The organism is Streptomyces sp. NBC_00440 (assembly GCF_036014215.1).
Taxonomy (GTDB): domain Bacteria; phylum Actinomycetota; class Actinomycetes; order Streptomycetales; family Streptomycetaceae; genus Streptomyces.
Map to the genome: position 1 here is coordinate 4,504,233 of NZ_CP107921.1, position 18,819 is coordinate 4,523,051.

General features: G+C 69.8%; 17 protein-coding genes. 14 read left to right on the plus strand and 3 right to left on the minus strand.

Annotated elements, in window-relative coordinates; genetic code table 11:
• Positions 1-357: 357 nt before the first annotated feature.
• A complete protein-coding gene (locus OHB13_RS20320; protein WP_328378046.1) occupies positions 358-1,347 on the minus strand; it encodes an ATP-binding protein in 990 nt (329 codons plus the stop codon).
• Between the two features lie 102 nt (positions 1,348-1,449).
• Here OHB13_RS20320 and OHB13_RS20325 point away from each other — a divergent pair, with 102 nt between their 5' ends.
• A complete protein-coding gene (locus OHB13_RS20325) occupies positions 1,450-2,310 on the plus strand; it encodes an oxidoreductase (protein WP_266854812.1) in 861 nt (286 codons plus the stop codon).
• A gap of 377 nt (positions 2,311-2,687) precedes the next feature.
• Here OHB13_RS20325 and OHB13_RS20330 read toward each other — a convergent pair whose 3' ends face one another.
• Positions 2,688-3,545 carry an HAD family hydrolase gene (locus OHB13_RS20330; protein WP_328378047.1) on the minus strand — a complete coding sequence of 286 codons (858 nt, stop codon included), beginning with the start codon at positions 3,543-3,545 and terminating at the stop codon, positions 2,688-2,690.
• A 484-nt stretch (positions 3,546-4,029) separates the two neighbouring features.
• Between OHB13_RS20330 and ssd the strand changes: the two genes are divergently transcribed.
• The 7 genes from ssd (at position 4,030) to OHB13_RS20365 (ending at position 9,559) form a co-directional block, all read left to right on the plus strand.
• Entirely contained in the window at positions 4,030-5,133 is a 1,104-nt protein-coding gene (gene ssd, locus OHB13_RS20335) for a septum site-determining protein Ssd (RefSeq protein ID WP_328378048.1), read from the plus strand.
• Entirely contained in the window at positions 5,130-6,320 is a 1,191-nt protein-coding gene (locus OHB13_RS20340; RefSeq protein ID WP_328378049.1) for a TadA family conjugal transfer-associated ATPase, read from the plus strand. Before ssd ends, OHB13_RS20340 begins: the two co-directional genes overlap by 4 nt.
• Positions 6,281-7,186: a type II secretion system F family protein gene (locus OHB13_RS20345; RefSeq protein ID WP_405753380.1), complete on the plus strand. Its 906-nt coding sequence runs from the start codon at positions 6,281-6,283 to the stop codon at positions 7,184-7,186. The genes OHB13_RS20340 and OHB13_RS20345 overlap by 40 nt, the downstream gene beginning before the upstream one ends.
• Positions 7,183-7,986, plus strand: a complete 804-nt coding sequence (locus OHB13_RS20350; protein WP_328378050.1) for a type II secretion system F family protein — start codon at positions 7,183-7,185, stop codon at positions 7,984-7,986. Before OHB13_RS20345 ends, OHB13_RS20350 begins: the two co-directional genes overlap by 4 nt.
• A gap of 337 nt (positions 7,987-8,323) precedes the next feature.
• Positions 8,324-8,515 (plus strand): DUF4244 domain-containing protein, encoded by a 192-nt coding sequence (locus tag OHB13_RS20355; RefSeq protein ID WP_328378051.1) that lies wholly within the window; start codon positions 8,324-8,326, stop codon positions 8,513-8,515.
• Between the two features lie 55 nt (positions 8,516-8,570).
• Positions 8,571-9,032 (plus strand): TadE family type IV pilus minor pilin, encoded by a 462-nt coding sequence (locus OHB13_RS20360; protein WP_443063004.1) that lies wholly within the window; start codon positions 8,571-8,573, stop codon positions 9,030-9,032.
• On the plus strand, positions 9,029-9,559 hold the full coding sequence (locus tag OHB13_RS20365; RefSeq protein WP_328378053.1) for an Rv3654c family TadE-like protein: 531 nt from the start codon (positions 9,029-9,031) through the stop codon (positions 9,557-9,559). Before OHB13_RS20360 ends, OHB13_RS20365 begins: the two co-directional genes overlap by 4 nt.
• On the opposite strand, the gene OHB13_RS20370 is transcribed toward OHB13_RS20365, so the two are convergent.
• Positions 9,471-11,990 carry a DEAD/DEAH box helicase gene (locus tag OHB13_RS20370; RefSeq protein ID WP_328378054.1) on the minus strand — a complete coding sequence of 840 codons (2,520 nt, stop codon included), beginning with the start codon at positions 11,988-11,990 and terminating at the stop codon, positions 9,471-9,473. The genes OHB13_RS20365 and OHB13_RS20370 overlap by 89 nt on opposite strands.
• A gap of 79 nt (positions 11,991-12,069) precedes the next feature.
• Here OHB13_RS20370 and OHB13_RS20375 point away from each other — a divergent pair, with 79 nt between their 5' ends.
• From OHB13_RS20375 to OHB13_RS20400, 6 genes are all read left to right on the plus strand, one after another.
• Complete coding sequence (locus tag OHB13_RS20375; protein WP_003967428.1) at positions 12,070-12,423, plus strand: STAS domain-containing protein; 354 nt, start codon at positions 12,070-12,072, stop codon at positions 12,421-12,423.
• An 84-nt stretch (positions 12,424-12,507) separates the two neighbouring features.
• A complete protein-coding gene (locus OHB13_RS20380; protein ID WP_328378055.1) occupies positions 12,508-12,972 on the plus strand; it encodes an ATP-binding protein in 465 nt (154 codons plus the stop codon).
• Between the two features lie 438 nt (positions 12,973-13,410).
• Positions 13,411-15,816: a sodium-translocating pyrophosphatase gene (locus OHB13_RS20385; protein ID WP_328378056.1), complete on the plus strand. Its 2,406-nt coding sequence runs from the start codon at positions 13,411-13,413 to the stop codon at positions 15,814-15,816.
• Between the two features lie 322 nt (positions 15,817-16,138).
• Positions 16,139-16,708: a small secreted protein gene (locus OHB13_RS20390; RefSeq protein WP_266854792.1), complete on the plus strand. Its 570-nt coding sequence runs from the start codon at positions 16,139-16,141 to the stop codon at positions 16,706-16,708.
• Positions 16,709-16,907: 199 nt separating this feature from the next.
• Positions 16,908-18,419 (plus strand): N5-glutamine methyltransferase family protein, encoded by a 1,512-nt coding sequence (locus tag OHB13_RS20395; protein WP_266854790.1) that lies wholly within the window; start codon positions 16,908-16,910, stop codon positions 18,417-18,419.
• A gap of 189 nt (positions 18,420-18,608) precedes the next feature.
• The gene (locus tag OHB13_RS20400) at positions 18,609-18,806 is read left to right on the plus strand and encodes a hypothetical protein (protein WP_328378057.1); all 198 of its coding nucleotides are present in this window, start codon (positions 18,609-18,611) and stop codon (positions 18,804-18,806) included.
• Positions 18,807-18,819 lie beyond the last annotated feature (13 nt).

Sequence of the window (18,819 nt, forward strand, 5' to 3'; positions counted from 1 at the left end):
GGTCGAGTGGTTCACTCGATTCGGTGATTGAATAGCTTGACTGGACATCGGTTCGAATCGCTGTCGGTCCGTCAGGGCGTGGTGCGGATGTGACCGCGACGGGTGGGGTCAAGGCGGATGGAGCCGGGGCAGGAGCCGCTGCGGTTCGTTGTTCTACTCCGGGGCGGGTCAGGTCGTTCGTATCGAGACGCGCAGGTCCGAAGTCGCGAGGTGCCGGGAAGGTGCGGGTGGAGGCGACGGGGGGGTGCCGGGAGGGTGCCGGGCATGGGTCGGGGAGGGGCCGGGACGGGCTGTTCGCCCGTCCCAACCCCTCCCCGGTCCGTCCGGTCGGTCTCCGCGTCAGTCCTGGAGAGAGCCTCAGGAGGCGGTGCTGACCTCGGCGTACTGCTCACTGAGGACGAAGGCTGGGTCGACCTGGGAAGCCAGATCGGCACCCGTCCTCTCGTTCCCCCAGCTCGCCGCGTTCTTCAGATGGAAGTGCACCATCTGGCGCGTGTAGCGCTCCCAGTCGCGGTGCGCGTAGCTGTCCTCGGCGGCGTTCTGCAGGGACTGGAGTGCCAGCCGGTTTTCCGCTTCCAGCATCTCGAAGCGCGGCGGGCGGCCCTTCTCCATCGCGCGGACCCAGTCGGAGTGGCCGACGGTGACGAGCAGGTCGTCACCGGCCTCGGCGCGCAGGAACTCCAGATCGTCCGCGTCGCGCACCTTGTTGCCGACGACCTTCAGTGCGACGCCGAAGTCCCGTGCGTAGTCCTTGTACTGGCGGTAGACGGAGATCCCCTTGCGGGTCGGCTCGGCCACCAGGAACGTCATGTCGAAGCGGGTGAACATGCCGGAGGCGAACGAGTCCGAGCCGGCTGTCATGTCGACGACGACGAATTCCTCGGGCCCGTCGACCAGATGGTTCAGGCAGAGTTCGACCGCGCCGACCTTGGAGTGGTAGCAGGCGACGCCGAGATCCGACTCGGTGAACGGCCCTGTCGCCATCAGCCTGATGTCGCCGTCGTCCAGTGCGACGTGACGGGCGCACGCGCCGTACACCGGATTGTCCTCGCGGATCCGGAGCAGCCGGGAGCCGGTGCCCGGCGGAGTCGTTTTGATCATCGTCTCGGCGGAGGCGATCCGGGGGTTGGAGCCGCGCAGGTACTCCTTGATCAGCGGAAGGTGCGCGCCCATCGCGGGCAGCGCGGCGGACTCCGCGTCGTCGAGACCGAGCGCGGCACCGAGGTGCTGGTTGATGTCGGCGTCCACAGCGAGGACGGGGGCCTCGTTGGCGGTCAGGTGGCGGATGAAGAGAGAGGACAGCGTGGTCTTGCCGCTGCCGCCCTTCCCTACGAAAGCGATCTTCATGTTCACAAAGGGTAGTGGGGTGAATGCGGTGCGTGGGTACGGTGAGTGAAGAAGACCACTCCAAGGTGGGGCGGCTGCTATGGACGCGTAGCCTCGCTTCCTATGACTGCGTTCTCCCGGAAGGCGGCCGCCGGAGCCCCGGTGACTCCTCCAGATCACTCAGATCCTCTTGCCGCACTGGGCCAGCTGCCGGGTGTCGGCGCCGCTGTCGACTCCGTACGCAAAGCCGTCGACCGGGTCTACGGGCACCGTGTCATGCGACGTCGCAGCACCGAGGTCACGGGCGAGGCCGCGCTGCGTGCCTCGCGTGGGTCGGCTGCCCTCTCGGGTGCGGACTGGGCTCTGGAGGAGGTGCGCCGGCGAACCGACTTCGGCGGCGACCCGGAGGCCCTCACGGTCGGCGCCGCGCTGCGGCTGTCCGCGGAGGCGGGTCAACTGCTGTCCATCTGGCGGCAGTCGCCGCTGCGGGTGCTGGCCCGGCTGCATCTGGTGGCGGCAGCGGACTCCGGTGACGCGGTCGGCCGTCCGCGACTGGCGGGGGAGAAGGCCGACGAGCCGCTGATCGAGCTCCCGCTGCCGGGTGCCGACGAGGTGTCCGCCCGGCTTGAAGGCCTTTCGCAGCTGGTCATCGCGGGGAGCGCTGCTCCGGCGCTGGTGACGGCGGCAGTGGTGCACGGTGAACTGCTCGCGCTGCGCCCTTTCACTTCCTGCAACGGCCTCGTCGCGCGGGCCGCCGAGCGGGTCGTGCTGATCAACAGCGGTCTCGATCCCAAGTCCATCTGCCCTGCGGAGGTCGGCCACGCGGAGCTGGGCCGCGCGGCGTACGTGGCGGCGCTGGACGGTTACGTATCGGGAACCCCGGAGGGTATGGCGGCGTGGATCGTGCACTGCGGCCGTGCGGTCGAGCTGGGCGTCCGGGAGTCGACAGCCGTATGTGAGGCGCTTCAGCGCGGGGCGGCCTAGCTGGTCTTCCGTTTGGATCACGCCGAGGCGGGTCGGAGCGGGCTGAGGTCCTGGGGCCGGCTGCTGGCGGTCCGGGCCCGTTCCACGAAAATGCGGCGGCACCGAAAGGTGCCGCCGCTGGCACGTCCACCGGGTTACCAAGCGTCCTCGAATATGTGCCCATCAAGCCGGGAGCTTCGCCCGTTGCCTGGTGCGGCTGGCCCGTAATCGACGGGTCGACGTCGCGTGGGTACTCAGTTTTCGTGCTCGGTCCGTGGGGCCTTCTGCGGTTTCAGGTCTTCCTCTCGGATGTCCTTGGTCTCGCGGGCCGTTGACTCCTTTGTACTCCTCTTCACGGGGCGAGGGGAACCCTCTGCTCCACTTCTTTACTTTTATCCTCAAACTCGGGCAAAGAGCCCACGTCGGACGCTGCTCCGGCCGCCCCTGTTCACGTACCAGACGAGGCCGGCCGTGGCTGCCGCGGCGCCGACCGCTGCTGCGGCGACCAGTGCGGGCCGCGGCGGCATCCGCAGGGCGGGCAGCCGCTGCTTCAGCCGCACCGGCCGGTTGAAGACGAGAATCGGCCACTCGCGGGCGCCTGCTTCGCGGCGCAGTGCCCGGTCCGGGTTGACCGCGTGGGGGTGGCCGACCGACTCCAGCATGGGCACGTCGGTCGCCGAGTCGCTGTACGCGTAACAGCGCGCCAGGTCGTACCCCTCGGAGGCGGCGAGCTCCTTTACGGCCTCGGCCTTGGTGGGGCCGTAGGCGTAGTACTCCACCTCGCCGGTGAAGCATCCGTCGGCACCCACCACCATGCGGGTGGCGACGACCCGGTCGGCGCCGAGAAGCTCGCCGATCGGCTCGACCACCTCGGCGCCGGAGGTGGAGACGATCACCACATCGCGCCCGGCGGTGTGGTGCTCCTCGATGAGGGAAGCGGCCTCGTCGTAAATGATCGGGTCGATCAGATCGTGCAGGGTCTCGGCGACGATCTGCTTGACCTGCCGGACGTTCCAGCCCTTGCAGAGGGCGGAGAGATACTCGCGCATCCGCTCCATCTGGTCGTGATCCGCGCCACCTGCCAGGAATACGAACTGAGCGTACGCCGTACGCAGTACAGCCCTGCGGTTGATCAGGCCGCCTTGATAGAAGGACTTGCTGAAGGTCAGTGTCGACGACTTGGCGATGACTGTCTTGTCGAGGTCAAAGAAGGCGGCGGTACGGGGCGACGAGTGGTTTTCCACAACTCTGAGCATAGGTGCCCGCCATTCGGCTTACGCGGCGGCGCGTGGGTTTGCCTGAGAAGGCTCTCGGGTACACCATGGAAGTCACGGATCGTTCGCGACCGTGTTATCCCCGTCCGGCTCCTCCCCCCCCCGAGTCGGACGTGGGGACGACCCCAGCTCTCCCCCCCGGCTGGGGTCGTCGCATGTCCGGACACGTTTTCGGGCGTGCCCCCGTGTCAGCAGCGGCTCTGCGGTCATCTGCGGCACTCTCCTCCGGTCGGCTGCGATGGTCCTCAACACTGGATACGCGTGACGCTCTGTAGTCGTTGCGCTCCTCTCCGGAAGTCACCGAAAAGAGTGGGGGACATATTCACAACCGGTGAGTTGTCCACAGTTTTCAAGCAAGATCCACTTAATTTCCCGGATCCCCGCACGGTGATTCCCATCGCGAAGTCAGTGGCCGTTCGCTGCGACTTCGAGGCATGAAGGAATCACTGTCAGAGGAGGCGGGATCGTGGCTGGATCCATCACACCTGATCGGCTGCCGGCGGCCGGGAAGCGGCGGGGCGGGCCGCTCATCGTCACCGAGGACGCGGTGCTCCTCGACGACCTGCTGCGGCTGTGCGCCGCGGCCGGCGCCGAGCCGGAGGTCCATCACGGGGTGCCCGAGCACAAGGGCGGCTGGGAGAGCGCGCCGCTGATCCTCGTCGGGGACGACGCGGCGGCCCGGGTGCGCGGGGGCACCCGCAGACCAGGGGTGTACCTCGTGGGAAAGGACCAGGACGACCCGGATGTCTGGCAGCGGGCCGTCGAGATCGGAGCGGAGTATGTGCTGCGGCTGCCGGACGCCGAGAGCTGGCTCGTCGAGCGGATCGCGGACGTTGCCGAAGGGGCGGGGGACCAGGCTCTCACCGTCGGAGTGATCGGCGGCCGGGGTGGGGCCGGGGCATCCACGCTGGCGTGTGCGCTGGCGGTCACCGCGGCCCGGAGCGGACAGCGCACCGTGCTCATCGACGGGGACCCGCTGGGCGGCGGGCTCGATGTGCTGCTCGGGGGCGAACACGCGCAGGGCAGGCGGTGGCCGGATTTCGCCCGTTCCAAGGGGCGGTTGGCCGGGAGCGCGCTGGAGGAATCCCTGCCGGAACTGCACGGGCTCCGCGTCCTCAGCTGGGACCGGACGGACTCCGTCGTGATCGCACCAGAGGCGATGCGCGCCGTTCTGGCAGCCGCACGCAGGGGCGGCGGAGTGGTCGTCGTGGATCTGCCCCGGCGGGTCGACGAGGGCGTCGCGGAGGCGCTCGCCCAGCTCGATCTCGGTCTCCTGGTGGTGCCGGGGGAGCTTCGGGCGGTCGCTGCCGCAGCCAGGGTGGCCTCGATGGCCGGCATGGTCCTCCAGGACCTGCGGGCGGTGGTTCGCGGGCCCTATGCGCCAGGGCTGGACGAGGAGTGGGTGGCGCGGGCACTGGAGCTGCCCCTCGCGGGTGAACTGCCCGCCGAGGAGGGGCTGCTCGCAGCAGAGAGTGGCGGCGCTCCGCCGGGCGGTCGGGCCCGGGGGCCACTGGCCAGGTTCTGTACGGCGTTCTGGGCGCAGGCACTGTCGGGGCGAGGTGTCTCATGATCACGACACCCGCGTCCGTCGGGGCATCGACTCCCGCCGGTACGCCGCCGCTGCTCGACGCCGTACGCCAGCGGCTCGCGGAGAGCGGGGCCGAGCCCACCCCGGCACGGGTGGCAGCTGCGCTGCGCGCCCAGGGCCGGCTGCTGGGGGACGCCGAGGTGCTGGGGCACGCCGAGGAACTGCGGTCCGAACTGGTGGGCTCGGGAAGGCTGGAGGCGCTGCTCGCCGATCCCGCGGTGACCGATGTGCTGGTCGCCGCGCCCGACCGGGTCTGGGTGGACCGTGGTGCCGGACTCGAACTGACCGATGTGGCCTTCCCGGACGCGGCTGCGGTGCGCCGCCTGGCACAGCGGCTCGCCGCCGTGGCCGGGCGGCGGCTCGACGATGCCAGGCCCTGGGTGGACGCCCGCCTGCCGGACGGGACGCGGATGCATGCGGTGCTCGAACCAGTGGCCGTCGGGTCGACGTGCCTCTCGCTGCGGGTGGTGCGGCCGAAGGCCTTCTCACTGGAGGAGCTGGTGGCGGCGGGCACGGTCCCACCGGGCGGCGGCCAGGTGCTGCGGGCGTTGATCGACGCCCGGCTGTCCTTCCTGGTCAGCGGTGGCACCGGCTCGGGCAAGACCACGCTCCTGTCGTCGCTGCTGGGCCTGGTGGGGACCGCCGAGCGGATTGTGCTGGCAGAGGACTCCTCGGAACTGCGCCCCGAGCACCCGCACGTGGTCCGGCTGGAGTCGCGGCCACCGAACCAGGAGGGCGCGGGCCGGGTGACCCTGCGGGATCTGGTGCGTCAGGCCTTGCGGATGCGGCCCGACCGGCTGGTGGTGGGTGAGGTGCGCGGGGCCGAGGTCACCGAGCTGCTGGCCGCGCTGAACACCGGACACGAAGGAGGGTGCGGGACTGTGCACGCGAATGCCGCATCGGATGTTCCGGCCCGCCTTGAGGCACTCGGGACGGCCGCAGGGCTCGACCGGGCAGCCCTGCACAGTCAGTTGGCGGCGGCGCTCGCGGTGGTGGTGCATCTCGTACGGGATCGGAGCGGACGGCGAAGGGTCGCCGAGGTGCATGTGCTGGAGCGGGATGCGACGGGGCTGGTGATGACCGTGCCCGCCCTGCGCTGGGGCACGCAGGGCTTCACCGAGGGACGCGGATGGCCCAGGCTGCGGACCATGATCGGGGGCGCGCTGTGACGGCCCTGGTCTTTCTGACCGTGCTCTGCGCGGGTACGGCCCTGTGGATGCTGGGCGCGCGGGAGCGGGGACTGCGCAGGGGACGGCTGCTGTTCGCGGGCGGCCCAGTGCGCCACACGCGCGGGGCATCGGGGAAGAGCGTCGCGCCGTGGGGCGATTCGCTCCGCGGCCGGGTGCGTGACCGTCTGCGGCCGGAGTGGCTCTGTCCGGTGGTGGCCGGAGCCGTGGCGGTACTGGGCGGATCGGTGCTGCCGCTCCTGGTGGGAGTGCTGGCCGTGCCATTCCTCGGCCGACGGCTGCGAGCCGCGGCTGCGGCACGGGACCGGCTGGCGCGGGCCGACGCGGTGATCGCACTGTGCGGGGCGGTGGCTGCCGAACTGCGGGCCGGGAAACAGCCAGGAGAGGCGCTGCTGGCTGCCGGACGGGGTTCAGGGGCCCTGGGTGCGGCCGGAGCCGCGGTACTGGCGGCGGCGCGGTTCGGCGGGGACGTGCCCGAGGCGCTGCGGCGTGCGGCGCGGGAGCCAGGAGCGGGTGGCCTGCGCGGTGCGGCCGCTTGCTGGCGGGTGTCGGTGGACGGGGGCGCCGGACTCGCGGCCGGCCTCGAAGGGCTGGAGGGCGCGCTGCGCGCCGAGCGTGACCAACGGGCCGGCCTCCGGGCAGAACTGGCCGGTGCGCGGTCCACGGTGCTGGTCCTCGCGTTGCTTCCGGTCGGTGGTCTGCTGTTGGGCACTGCCCTCGGGGCCGATCCGCTGTGGACCTTGCTGCACACACCGGCGGGGCTGTGCTGCCTGCTCGCGGGCGGGGTGCTGGAGAGCGCGGGGTTCTTCTGGGCAGCGCGGATCGTACGGGCCGGGGAGGACGTATGACCGGGGCCGCTGGGGGCGGCGTCATGACGGGTGAGGTTGTCCACAGGCTGGGGGCAGTGCTGTGCGCCGTGGCGGCTGCAGCCCGCCTGGGCCTTGCCTGGGCCGGGCGGCGGCACGACCGGTTGTCACGCAAGCGGGCCGCCGCACTGCTGGCCGTGGCACCGGGCAGGGCGGCATGGCGCCCCGAGTACCGAGCGTGGGCCGCCCGGTGGGGCGCTCCGCTGGCCGCAGTGGCCACCGGTTGCGTCCTGGTGGGTGGATGGGCCGGATGCGCGCTCGGCCTCGCAGCCGGGTACGGAGTGCGGCGCTACCAGCGCCGGCGTTCGTCGTCCGGAGCCGACGAGGCCCTGGCGAAGGCCGCCGCACATGAACTGCCGCTTGCTGCCGAGCTCCTGGCGGCGTGCATCGCCGCCGGGGCCGGCCCTCGTGAGGCGGCCGAGGCAGTCGGGGAATCGCTGGGCGGACCGGTCGGTGACGCCCTGGCCCGGGCTGCGGCGGAGTTGCGCCTCGGCAGTGAACCCGCCGAGGCCTGGGGGCGGTTCGGTTCGATACCGGGGGCGACTTCCCTGGCCCGCTGCCTGGAGCGGGCCGCGTCGACGGGGGCCCCGGCCGCCGATCCGGTTGCCCGGCTTGCGGCAGGCCTCAGAGCGGGCCGGGCCAGAGCCGCCAAGGACAGGGCAGGCCGGGCGGGCGTTCTGATCACCGGGCCGGTTGGTCTCTGCTTCCTGCCCGCGTTTCTGGCAGTCGGGGTGGTGCCTGTGGTGATCGGCCTGGCGGGCCACCTCCTGAAGGCGAGCTGACGAACTCGGCTGAGAGCGGGGGAAATCGCTGGAACAACTCGACTAACTCGACAAATTCGTCCAACTCTCCCTCGATCGAACGGGATGACTGGAGTGAAGCCAATCGGCGGAATCGGATCAATGGGCTGAATCACTCCTGAGTGGTGCGAAGCGCGAAAGAGGACTGCGAGCCGGGTGCGTGACCGTCCCGGCCGCGCGAACAGCACAGGAAAGAACGGGGCTTGACATGGTGAATGAACGGAATCTGTCGAACGGTTCGGGCGGACTGAACGGGTCGGGTCGGCCGGTGGAGCCCGGAGTGCCGGGTGAGTCGGGTGGCTCAGGAGCATGGAGGTGGATGCGGGCTCGGTGGCATCTGCTGAGGTTCGGGGCCGGCAGGGGCGACGCGGGGATGTCCACGTCCGAGTACGCAATGGGCACCATCGCGGCCTGCGCATTCGCGGCCGTGCTCTACAAGGTGGTTACCAGCGGGCCTGTTGCTGCGGCGCTGCAATCCGTGGTCGAGAAGGCGCTCCATGCGGAGTTCTGACACTTCGGACACGGGTGAGAGGTCGGTCAGTAGGGGGCCGGCCGACCGGGGGTCCGTGTCGGCTGAGGCTGCGGTGGTGATTCCGGCGCTGGTGCTGTTCACGATGGCGTTGGTCTGGGCTCTGACCGCCGCAGCTGCCCAGATCCAGTGCGTCGATGCGGCGCGGATCGGTGCGCGGGCGGCTGCCAGGTCGGAGCCACGGGCGGCTGCGCTCGCCGCCGCCCGTTCGGCAGCCCCGCGCGGCGCACGCGTCACGGTGGGCCGCGCGGGGGAGCTCTGGCGGGTTCGGGTGGAGGCGCCGACGCCGGGACCTGGCCCCCTCACACTGACGCTCAAGGCGGAAGCGGCGGCGCTCGATGAGCGCGAGGTGAGTGGGCCCAGCGGCCCCAGCGGCTCTAGCGACGCTGACAGTCCTAACAGTCCTAACAGTCCTAACAGCCCTAACAGCCCCGGCAACCCCGGGACGGCGAACGGCGAAACGCGGGCTCGGCCCGACGGCTCGGTGGTGCGGACATGAGGAGGATCGGGGGACATCTGAACGACCGCGGCTCGGCGACGGTGTGGGTGGCCATGGCGATGACCTCCCTCTGCGTGGTCTTCGCGGCTCTGCTCGCGATGGGCCAGAGCGTGGCGGCCCGTCACCGTGCCGGTGGTGCGGCGGATCTGGCAGCCCTGGCAGCTGCGGACCGGGCGCTCCAGGGGCAGGGAACGGCGTGCGCTGCGGCGGGGAGGGTGGCCGTGGCGCAAGGGGCCAGGGTGGTGCGGTGCGCGGTGAGGGGTGAGATCGCCGATGTGACGGCCGAGGCGCGGTTCGGGCCGTACACGCCGAAGGTCAGGGCGCGGGCCGGTCCACCGGATGGGGTGGGTCAGGCCGACGCCCTTCCAAGCCCGGCGCCGTCACCTGCACCTCCGCTGCCCCCATCTCCACCTCCGCTTCCGACTCCGCCTGCGTCGCCTATGCCTCCGCCGCGGGGCGGTCTCCTGCCTCTGCCGTCTCCGGACGACTCCCCCGCTCGGGCGAATCGCTGGCAGGAGCTTCCCTGAGAAGTTCTGCGAGGAGGCGTACGGCGCCTCGCTTGTGGAGCGGGTCGTTGCCGTTGCCGCATTTCGGGGACTGGATGCAGGAAGGGCAGCCCGCTTCGCACTCGCAGGAGGCGATGGCTTCCCGGGTCGCGGTGAGCCATTCGCGGGCCGTGTGGAAGGCCCGTTCTGCGAAGCCGGCCCCGCCGGGGTGGCCGTCGTACACGAAGACCGTCGGCAACAGGGTGTCCGGATGCAATGGGATGGAGACACCGCCGATGTCCCAGCGGTCGCAGGTGGCGAAGAGCGGCAGCATGCCGATGGAGGCGTGTTCGGCGGCGTGCAGGGCGCCCGCCAGCTGTTCCGGATTGATCCGGGCGGCATCGAGCTGGTCCTCGGTGACCGTCCACCACACGGCTCGGGTGCGCAGAGTGCGGGGCGGCAGGTCGAGTTTGGTCTCGCCGAGTACCTCCCCCGTGATGAGCCTGCGCCGAAGGAAGGAGACGACCTGGTTGGTGACCTCGACAGACCCGTAGCAGAGCCGCCCGGTGCCCCAGGGGATTTCGGTGTCGGTCTCCAGGACGGCGATGGCGGTGGTGTCCCGGGCGGTGGTCGAGTACGGCGGGCCGGCCTCCTCGACCAGGGCGGCGGAATCCTCCAGATCCAAGTGCTTCACCACGTATGTGCGCCCCTGGTGGAGGTGGACGGCGCCGTCGTGGACGGTGGTGTGGGAGGAGGCTTCGTCGACCGTGCCGAGCAGCCGCCCTGTGCCCGCCTCGACGATCTGGACGGGCCGTCCGCCCTCGCCCCGGATGTCGGTGAGGTCGGCTGCCCGCTCCCGCCGGGTCCAGTACCAGGACTTTCCCCGCCGGCGCAGCAGTTTCGCGGTCTCCAGCTGTGGCATCAGCCCGGTGGTCGCCGGACCGAAGAGTTCAAGATCGGACGCGGTCAGCGGTAGTTCCGCTGCGGCCGCGCACAGATGGGGGGCGAGGACGTACGGATTGTCCGGGTCCAGGACGGTGGACTCCACCGGCTGCTGGAAGAGGGCCTCGGGGTGATGGACGAGGTAGGTGTCCAGCGGATCGTCACGGGCCACCAGGACGGCGAGGGCGCCGCCGCCGGCGCGGCCGGCACGGCCCGCCTGCTGCCACAGGGACGCCCGGGTGCCGGGATAGCCGGCGATGACAACGGCGTCCAGCCCCGAGACGTCGATGCCGAGTTCCAGGGCGGTGGTGGCAGCGAGGCCGAGCAGTTCGCCGGAGTGCAGGGCGGCTTCGATGGCGCGTCGCTCCTCGGGGAGATAGCCGCCCCGGTAGGCGGCGACCCGGGAGACCAGCGAGCGGTCGACCTCGGCGAGACGTTCCTGGGCGATGACGGAGATGAGCTCCGCGCCACGCCGGGACCGTACGAAGGCGACCGAGCGGACACCCTGCACGGTCAGATCGGTGAGGAGGTCGGCGGTCTCGGCAGTGGCGGTACGGCGTACGGGAGCGCCCTGCTCGCCGTGGAGTTCGGTGAGCGGTGGCTCCCACAGGGCGAAGACCAGTTCGCCGCGGGGAGAGGCGTCGTCAGCCACCTCATGCACGGGGAGGCCGGTGAGGCGGCCTGCGGTCACGGCGGGCTCCGCCGCAGTGGCGGACGCGAGCAGGAAGACGGGGTCGGAGCCGTAACGGGCGCAGAGGCGGCGCAATCTGCGCACCACCTGGGCCACATGCGAGCCGAAGACGCCCCGGTAGGTGTGGCACTCGTCGATGACCACGTACCGCAGAGCGCGCAGGAAGGAGGCCCAGCGCGGGTGGGAGGGCAGGATCCCGCGATGCAGCATGTCCGGGTTGGTGAGGACGTAGTTGGCGAACTGACGTACCCATTCACGCTCTTCGACGGGTGTGTCCCCGTCGTACACGGCCGGTCTGATGCCGTGGCCCAGCGGTGCGGCGAGCTCCCGGAAGGAGCGCCGCTGGTCGGCGGCCAGGGCCTTGGTGGGAGCGAGGTAGAGGGCCGTGGCGCCCCGTCCGTTGGGCGCCTCCGACCCGTCGAGGAGAGCCGAGAGCACCGGTGCGAGGTAGGCGAGCGACTTGCCCGAAGCGGTGCCCGTGGCGATGATCACAGACTCGCCGTCGAGCGCGTGCTCGGCAGCTGTGGCCTGATGGGCCCATGGATGTTCGATGCCACGTGCCCGAATGGCGGCAATCACTTCAGGCCGGATGCGATCGGGCCAGACGGCATGACGCCCCGCACGCGGGGGCAGGTGCTCCGTATGAGTGATGCGCGAAGCCCGGCTCTGCCCCGCGGAGAGACGTTCGAGTATCTGCCGTGGACCGGGTCGTGCACCCGTGTCCGCAGTGGGTCGCCCGGTGCGGTGATTCTTGGCCATCGGTACCGAGTGTGTCACTGGCATGACGGACAATGGGCTCAAGGCGTCGTGCACGCCTGCTGGTAAGTGATTGAATGCCATCGCGGCTGGCGATCCGTTCCCTGGCTCCGCCGGGGAGACCACGTGGGCGGCCGCTCGATAGCAAGGTGCTGGAGGATCCGTGGACCTGTCCCTGTCGACTCGCAATGTGTCCGGGCCTGGTGGCGACCGTACGGTCGTCGAGGTCGGTGGCGAGATTGATGTATATACCGCGCCCAAGCTGCGCGAGCAGTTGGTCGAGTTGGTGAACGACGGCAGTTACCACCTGGTCGTCGACATGGAGGGCGTGGACTTCCTCGACTCCACCGGACTCGGCGTGCTCGTAGGCGGCCTGAAGCGCGTGCGTGCCCATGAGGGCTCGCTGCGCCTGGTCTGCAACCAGGAGCGCATTCTCAAGATCTTCCGAATCACCGGTCTGACCAAGGTGTTCCCGATCCACACCACGGTCGATGAAGCCGTCGCGGCAACCGACTGACGGCTCCGGAGGAAGAACGCAGGGGTACCGGGCTTCCAGCCCGGTCCCCCCGAGAAGCACGCCCGTACGTCTGAGGGGGATCGCATGGCCACCGTTGAACTCCGTTTCAGCGCCCAGCCCGAACATGTGAGGACGGCTCGCCTGGTGGCGGCCGCCGTGGCACGCCGGGCCGGGGTCGATGAGGCTGTGCTGGACGAAGTGAGACTCGCGGTCGGCGAGGCGTGTTCCCGTGCGGTGGGTCTCCACCGCGGCAATGGCATCGCGGCCCCCGTCCGCGTCGTACTGATTGAGGAGGAGAAGTCCTTCTCCATCGAGGTCGGGGACGAGGTGCCGAGTACGGGTGGTGCGGCCTCCGCGGATTCCGGGGCGCCCGACGCTTCGGCCGTGGGGGGCGCCGATCCGTCCCTCGACGCGTCCGCGGACGGCGAGGACGAAATGGGCCTCGCGGTGATCAGCGGTCTCGTCGACGATGTGGAGGTCACCTCCGGCGAGTACGGGGGAGTCATCCGCATGACGTGGCCGACGGCATCGGCAACGGCCCTGCCCTGACGCAGGTCCTGCCCCCCCAGATTTCGACCCTGACCCAGATTCCGACCCTGACGGGATCCCACCCTGACCGGGGACCCGATCCTGACCGGGATCCTGCCCTGGCAGAGATCCGCCGGACCGGGATCCTGCTGCGACCGGGGTCCTGACTGCTGACTTCTCCGTTCGGATCTCTGCTTCTCCGTTCGGATCTCTGATCCCTTTATCGGCCCTGCTGAGCAGGGCCTTTTTTGTTTTCCTTGATCCTTGCCTTGATCTTTGAGTCATAATGCGTTCCGCAGCATACATCCCATTGAATGCCTCTGCCCCATTACTTTTCCTTTGCATCCCCGGACAGGTTTATTCAGGCAAGGTTCAATTCCGTTTACCACGCACTGTTTTGATCAGGGTCCGCTCCCTACAATCCGTCACATCTTGAGCTCTGAGCGTCAAGGAGGACGAATGGCGGGGCTCCTTAACCCACAGCAGTCCGAACACTCCACAACCCTCGCAGCCGCGGCCCTCACCGACGGCAACCGGATCATCGTGATCGTCATCGCCGTAGTGGCGCTGGCGGCCCTGCTCGTCGCCCAGCTGCTGGTACGTCAGGTGCTGGCCGCCGGCGAGGGCACCGATTCCATGAAACAAATCGCGGCAGCCGTGCAGGAAGGTGCGAATGCCTATCTGGGCAGGCAGTTGCGCACACTCGGCATCTTCGCCGCCGTTGTGTTCTTCCTGCTCTTCCTGCTGCCGGCCGACGACTGGTCCCAGCGTGCGGGGCGTTCCGCCTTCTTCCTGGTCGGCGCGCTTTTCTCGGCGGTCACCGGATACATCGGCATGAGGCTGGCCGTAAGAGCGAATGTGCGCGTGGCGGCAGCGGCCCGGGAAGCAACTCCAGGGGAGGGCGAGCCGGAAAAGGATCTCACCGCTGTCTCGCACAAAGCAATGAAGATCGCTTTCCGTACGGGCGGTGTGGTCGGCATGTTCACGGTGGGCCTCGGCCTGCTCGGTGCCTCCTGCGTCGTCCTCGTCTACGCGGCCAACGCGCCCAAGGTGCTGGAGGGTTTCGGACTGGGCGCCGCGCTGATCGCCATGTTCATGAGGGTCGGTGGCGGCATCTTCACCAAGGCCGCCGACGTTGGCGCCGACCTGGTCGGCAAGGTGGAGCAGGGCATTCCGGAGGACGACCCGCGCAACGCGGCGACCATCGCGGACAACGTGGGTGACAACGTCGGCGACTGTGCGGGCATGGCCGCCGACCTCTTCGAGTCCTATGCCGTCACGCTCGTCGCGGCCCTCATCCTCGGCAAGGCCGCCTTCGGGAATTTCGGGCTCGCCTTCCCCTTGATCGTCCCGGCGATCGGCGTGGTCACCGCGATGATCGGCATCTTCGCGGTCGCCCCGCGGCGCTCCGACCGCAGCGGGATGTCCGCCATCAACCGCGGATTCTTCATCTCCGCGGTGATCTCCCTGGTCCTGGTGGCCGTGGCGGTCTACAGCTATCTGCCCGGGTCGTACGGCGACCTGGACGGCGTCACCGATGCGACCATCCGGGCGCACAGCGGCGACCCGAGGACACTCGCCCTGGTGGCGGTCGCCATCGGTATCGTCCTGGCCGCCCTTATCCAGCAGCTGACCGGGTATTTCACCGAGACCAGCCGCCGTCCGGTCCGGGACATCGGCAAGTCCTCGCTCACCGGCGCCGCCACGGTGGTGCTCGCGGGTGTCGCCATCGGGCTCGAATCCGCCGTCTACACCGCGCTGCTCATCGGGATCGGTGTGTACGGCGCGTTCCTGCTCGGCGGTACGTCGATCATGCTCGCCCTCTTCGCGGTGGCCTTGGCCGGCACCGGGCTGCTCACCACCGTCGGTGTCATCGTCGCCATGGACACCTTCGGCCCGGTCTCGGACAACGCGCAGGGCATCGCGGAGATGTCCGGTGATGTCGAGGGCGCGGGCGCCCAGGTCCTCACCGACCTGGACGCGGTCGGCAACACGACCAAGGCCATCACCAAGGGCATCGCCATCGCGACAGCGGTGCTCGCGGCCTCGGCGCTCTTCGGCTCGTACCGTGACGCGCTTGCCACCGCCGTCGACGACGTACACGCCAAAGCGGGCGAACTAGGCCTGAGCATGGACATCTCCCAGCCCAACAATCTGGTGGGTCTGATGTTCGGAGCCGCGGTCGTCTTCCTCTTCTCCGGACTGGCCGTCAACGCGGTCTCGCGGTCGGCCGGATCCGTGGTCTACGAGGTCAGGCGGCAGTTCCGCGAGCATCCGGGGATCATGGACTACACCGAGAAACCCGAGTACGGCCGGGTGGTCGACATCTGCACCAAGGACGCCCTGCGCGAACTGACCACGCCGGGTCTGCTCGCGGTGATGGCACCCATCGCGGTGGGTTTCACCCTCGGTGTGGGGGCGCTCGGCTCGTTCCTGGCGGGTGCGATCGGGGCGGGCACCCTGATGGCTGTGTTCCTCGCCAACTCCGGTGGCGCGTGGGACAACGCGAAGAAGCTCGTCGAGGACGGCCACCACGGCGGCAAGGGCAGCGACGCCCATGCGGCGACCGTCATCGGCGATACGGTCGGCGACCCGTTCAAGGACACGGCGGGCCCGGCGATCAACCCACTGCTCAAGGTGATGAACCTGGTGGCGCTGCTGATCGCACCCGCGGTGGTGAAGTTCAGCTACGGCGACAACGCCAGTGCTCCGGTGCGTGCGGTAGTGGCGACGGTCGCCATCCTGGTCATCGTCGGCGCGGTGTATGTGTCGAAGCGGCGAGGCATCTCCGTGGGTGGCGAGGACGGGGCGGAAGAGGCCGGTGAGCTGACGGGCCCGGCGGTGGTCGCCCAGGACGGGCCATAGGACAGGCCGACGGACGGCGACAGAGCCGGCCGCGCGCAGCACCGGCCGCCATAGCACTGGCGACAGGCCGCACAGCTCAGGCCATGAGGCGGGCGGTCAGTTCGGTAATGCCCCATCAGGCGGGGGGTGGACAGGTCGCGCTGACGGCCCGTCCGCCCCCTGTCGTATGCCGTCGCACGGCTCCGCGCCCGTGAGCCTTGTCTCTCCCATCCGTCTTGGTGCAAATGGCTTCAATACGGTAAAAAACGGTCTTACGACACGCGAATGTCGCCCACTTGGCGTGTATGTTCCGGGGCCGAGAGCCTTGGAAGGGACCAATCCGGTGAACAAGAAGCTTGCTGCCGCACTGTCCGGCGGTGCGGTACTGGTACTGGCGTTGTCGGGCTGCAGCGACAACAGCAGCAACAAGACGGACGACTGGGCCAAGTCGCTCTGCGGCGACATCGGGCCTCAGCTGACGAAGATCAACAAGGCCAACCAGCAGATCACCGCCGTAGCGGCGGACGGCAAGCCCGCAGACATCCAGAAGGCCGACTCGGCCGCGTTCCAGGATCTGTCCTCGGCCGACGCGGCCATCGCCGCCGATCTCAAGAAGGCCGGACCGCCGCCCGTCGACAACGGGAAGCAGATCCAGCAGGACGCCATCACCGAGCTGAACACCAACTCGAAGGCGTACGCCGACTTGAAGAAGCAGGTCGACGCGTTGGACGTGAAGGACCAGCAGAAGTTCTCCGACGGTCTCAAGAGCGTCGGCGAGAACATGAAGAAGATCAACGAGACCGCCTACAAGAAGCTCTTCTCCGGCGACACGGGCAAGGCGCTGCTCAACCAGGACGCGTGCAAGGTCGCGACGTCCTCGCCGTCCCCCACCGTCGCGCCCTCCAAGGCGTAGTACAGCGGGGACTGACGGACCGGCCGGCGACCGCCGATGACCGGCGCCCCGACAGCGGTCGGGGCGCCGGCCATCGGCGGTTTTCCGCTGTCTGCGTGTCCGTGTGTCCGGGTGTCTGCGTGTCCCCGCTGTCTGCGTGTCCGGGTGTTCGCGGGCGCTCGGTGCGGGCGTTGTCAGTGGGAGCAGCCACAATGGGCGGGTGAGTACGACCAGTCTTCCCGCGCCCGACCACTCGCCCCTGATCCGTGAGGCTCTGCTCGCCGCCGCCTTCACCGCGGACGGCCTGCTCGACCTGCTCGGCGCACCCGCGTACGCCGCGCTGGCCCGCAGCGAGACGGTTCCCGCCCTGCGTGCCACGCGCGGTGGGGCACCGCTGGAGACGCTGGTGCGGCTCTTCCTGCTCCAGCAGTCCGTTCCCGCCGGGCAGGCGGCGGCCGCGCTGCCGTTGGAGGAATGCGTCGCCGACGGCTGGGTGGCGCGTACGGACGGCGGAGTACGGGCGACGGTGGATGTCCGGCCGTACGGAGGCCCGGAGGGGCAGGACTGGTTCATCGTCTCGGATCCGGGGTGCGGGGTCGGCGGCGCCGGAGGCATCGGCAGCCATGACGAGGGCGTGGTGCTGGGGGTCGGAGGGGCGTCCACCACGCTCGCCGGGATCACCGTTCGTACGCCAGTCGGACGAGCGCTCGACCTCGGTACGGGATCCGGTATCCAGGCGCTGCACGCCGCGCAGCACGCCACGGGTGTGACGGCCACCGACCTCAACCCGCGGGCACTCGCCTTCACCCGTCTCACCCTCGCGCTCTCCGGGGCCCCCGCGGCGGATCTCCGTGAGGGCTCGCTCTTCGCGCCGGTGGCGGGTGAGACGTACGACCTGATCGTCTCCAACCCGCCCTTCGTCATCTCGCCCGGAGCCAGGCTGACCTACCGGGACGGCGGGATGGGCGGGGACGACCTCTGCCGCTCGCTCGTCTCGGAGGCGGGTGCCCATCTGAACGCCGGGGGATACGCGCAGTTCCTGGCCAACTGGCAGCACGTGGAGGGCGAGGAGTGGCAGGACCGGCTGCGCTCCTGGGTGCCGCGCGGCTGCGACGCGTGGATCGTGCAGCGCGAGGTGCAGGACATCACGCAGTACGCGGAGCTGTGGCTGCGGGACAGCGGCGACCACCGTACGGACCCGGACGTCTATGCCGAGCGGTACGAGGCGTGGCTCGACGAGTTCGACGCCCGCAGGACCAAGGCTGTCGGCTTCGGCTGGATCACGCTGTACAAGTCGGGATCCGACCGTCCGTCGATCCTCGTGGAGGAGTGGCCGCACCCGGTCGAGCAGCCGCTCGGCGAGACCGTGCGGGCGCACTTCGAGCGCCGGGACTATCTGCGCGACCACGACGACGCCGCCCTGCTGGCCGGCCACTTCAGGCTCGCGCCCGAGGTCGTGCAGGAGCAGGTGGGTATGCCGGGCGCCGAGGATCCCGAGCATGTGATCCTCCGGCAGAACCGCGGTATGCGCAGGGCCACCAAGGTCGACACGGTGGGTGCCGGCTTCGCGGGAGTGTGTGACGGGACGCTCTCCGCCGGGCAGATCCTGGATGCCATCGCCCAACTGCTCGGCGAGGACCCGGTGGTGCTCAGGGACCGCACCCCGCAGTCCATCAGGACGCTGGTCGAGGAGGGCTTCCTCGATCCGGTGGGCCCGCCCGCGTCGGTCTGACGCCCGCCCGCGTCGGTCTGACGCCCGCCGGAGCGCACTGATCCGCAGGCGTTCGGCCGGCCTCCGCAGGCGTTCCGCGCCCGTCTCCCCGGGCGTTCCGCACCCACCGTTCACCCGTCGTTCGTGCCGGTGTCGTCCCGGGGTGCCAGCCTCACCGTCCTGGAACTCGGGGGACGGGATGGTACGGACATGGAGAGCGCGCCCGCGGTCTTCGCCGGAACGACATTCGCACTGTTCGGGGGCGCGCTGCTGCTGTGGACCGGGACGCGGACCCGCCGTCGTGCTCCGGTGGCCGCGGGGGTGAATCCCACGCGCGCCCGCACCCTGGCGGTGGCGTTCGGCGTGGTGTCCCTCGCCCTGGGAGTGTGGTGCTTCACCCGCCTCTGACGCGGCTCGGGGC

Bases quoted from the DNA above. Each gene is read 5' to 3' on its own strand.
- OHB13_RS20320 (WP_328378046.1), bottom strand. From the start codon at position 1,347: ATGAAGATCGCTTTCGTAGGGAAGGGCGGCAGCGGCAAGACCACGCTG.
- OHB13_RS20400 (WP_328378057.1), top strand. From the start codon at position 18,609: ATGGAGAGCGCGCCCGCGGTCTTCGCCGGAACGACATTCGCACTGTTC.
- OHB13_RS20345 (WP_405753380.1), top strand. From the start codon at position 6,281: ATGGCCCAGGCTGCGGACCATGATCGGGGGCGCGCTGTGACGGCCCTG.
- OHB13_RS20350 (WP_328378050.1), top strand. From the start codon at position 7,183: ATGACCGGGGCCGCTGGGGGCGGCGTCATGACGGGTGAGGTTGTCCAC.
- OHB13_RS20330 (WP_328378047.1), bottom strand. From the start codon at position 3,545: ATGCTCAGAGTTGTGGAAAACCACTCGTCGCCCCGTACCGCCGCCTTC.
- OHB13_RS20380 (WP_328378055.1), top strand. From the start codon at position 12,508: ATGGCCACCGTTGAACTCCGTTTCAGCGCCCAGCCCGAACATGTGAGG.
- OHB13_RS20385 (WP_328378056.1), top strand. From the start codon at position 13,411: ATGGCGGGGCTCCTTAACCCACAGCAGTCCGAACACTCCACAACCCTC.
- OHB13_RS20370 (WP_328378054.1), bottom strand. From the start codon at position 11,990: ATGGCATTCAATCACTTACCAGCAGGCGTGCACGACGCCTTGAGCCCA.
- OHB13_RS20365 (WP_328378053.1), top strand. From the start codon at position 9,029: ATGAGGAGGATCGGGGGACATCTGAACGACCGCGGCTCGGCGACGGTG.
- OHB13_RS20355 (WP_328378051.1), top strand. From the start codon at position 8,324: ATGCGGGCTCGGTGGCATCTGCTGAGGTTCGGGGCCGGCAGGGGCGAC.
- OHB13_RS20340 (WP_328378049.1), top strand. From the start codon at position 5,130: ATGATCACGACACCCGCGTCCGTCGGGGCATCGACTCCCGCCGGTACG.
- OHB13_RS20325 (WP_266854812.1), top strand. From the start codon at position 1,450: ATGACTGCGTTCTCCCGGAAGGCGGCCGCCGGAGCCCCGGTGACTCCT.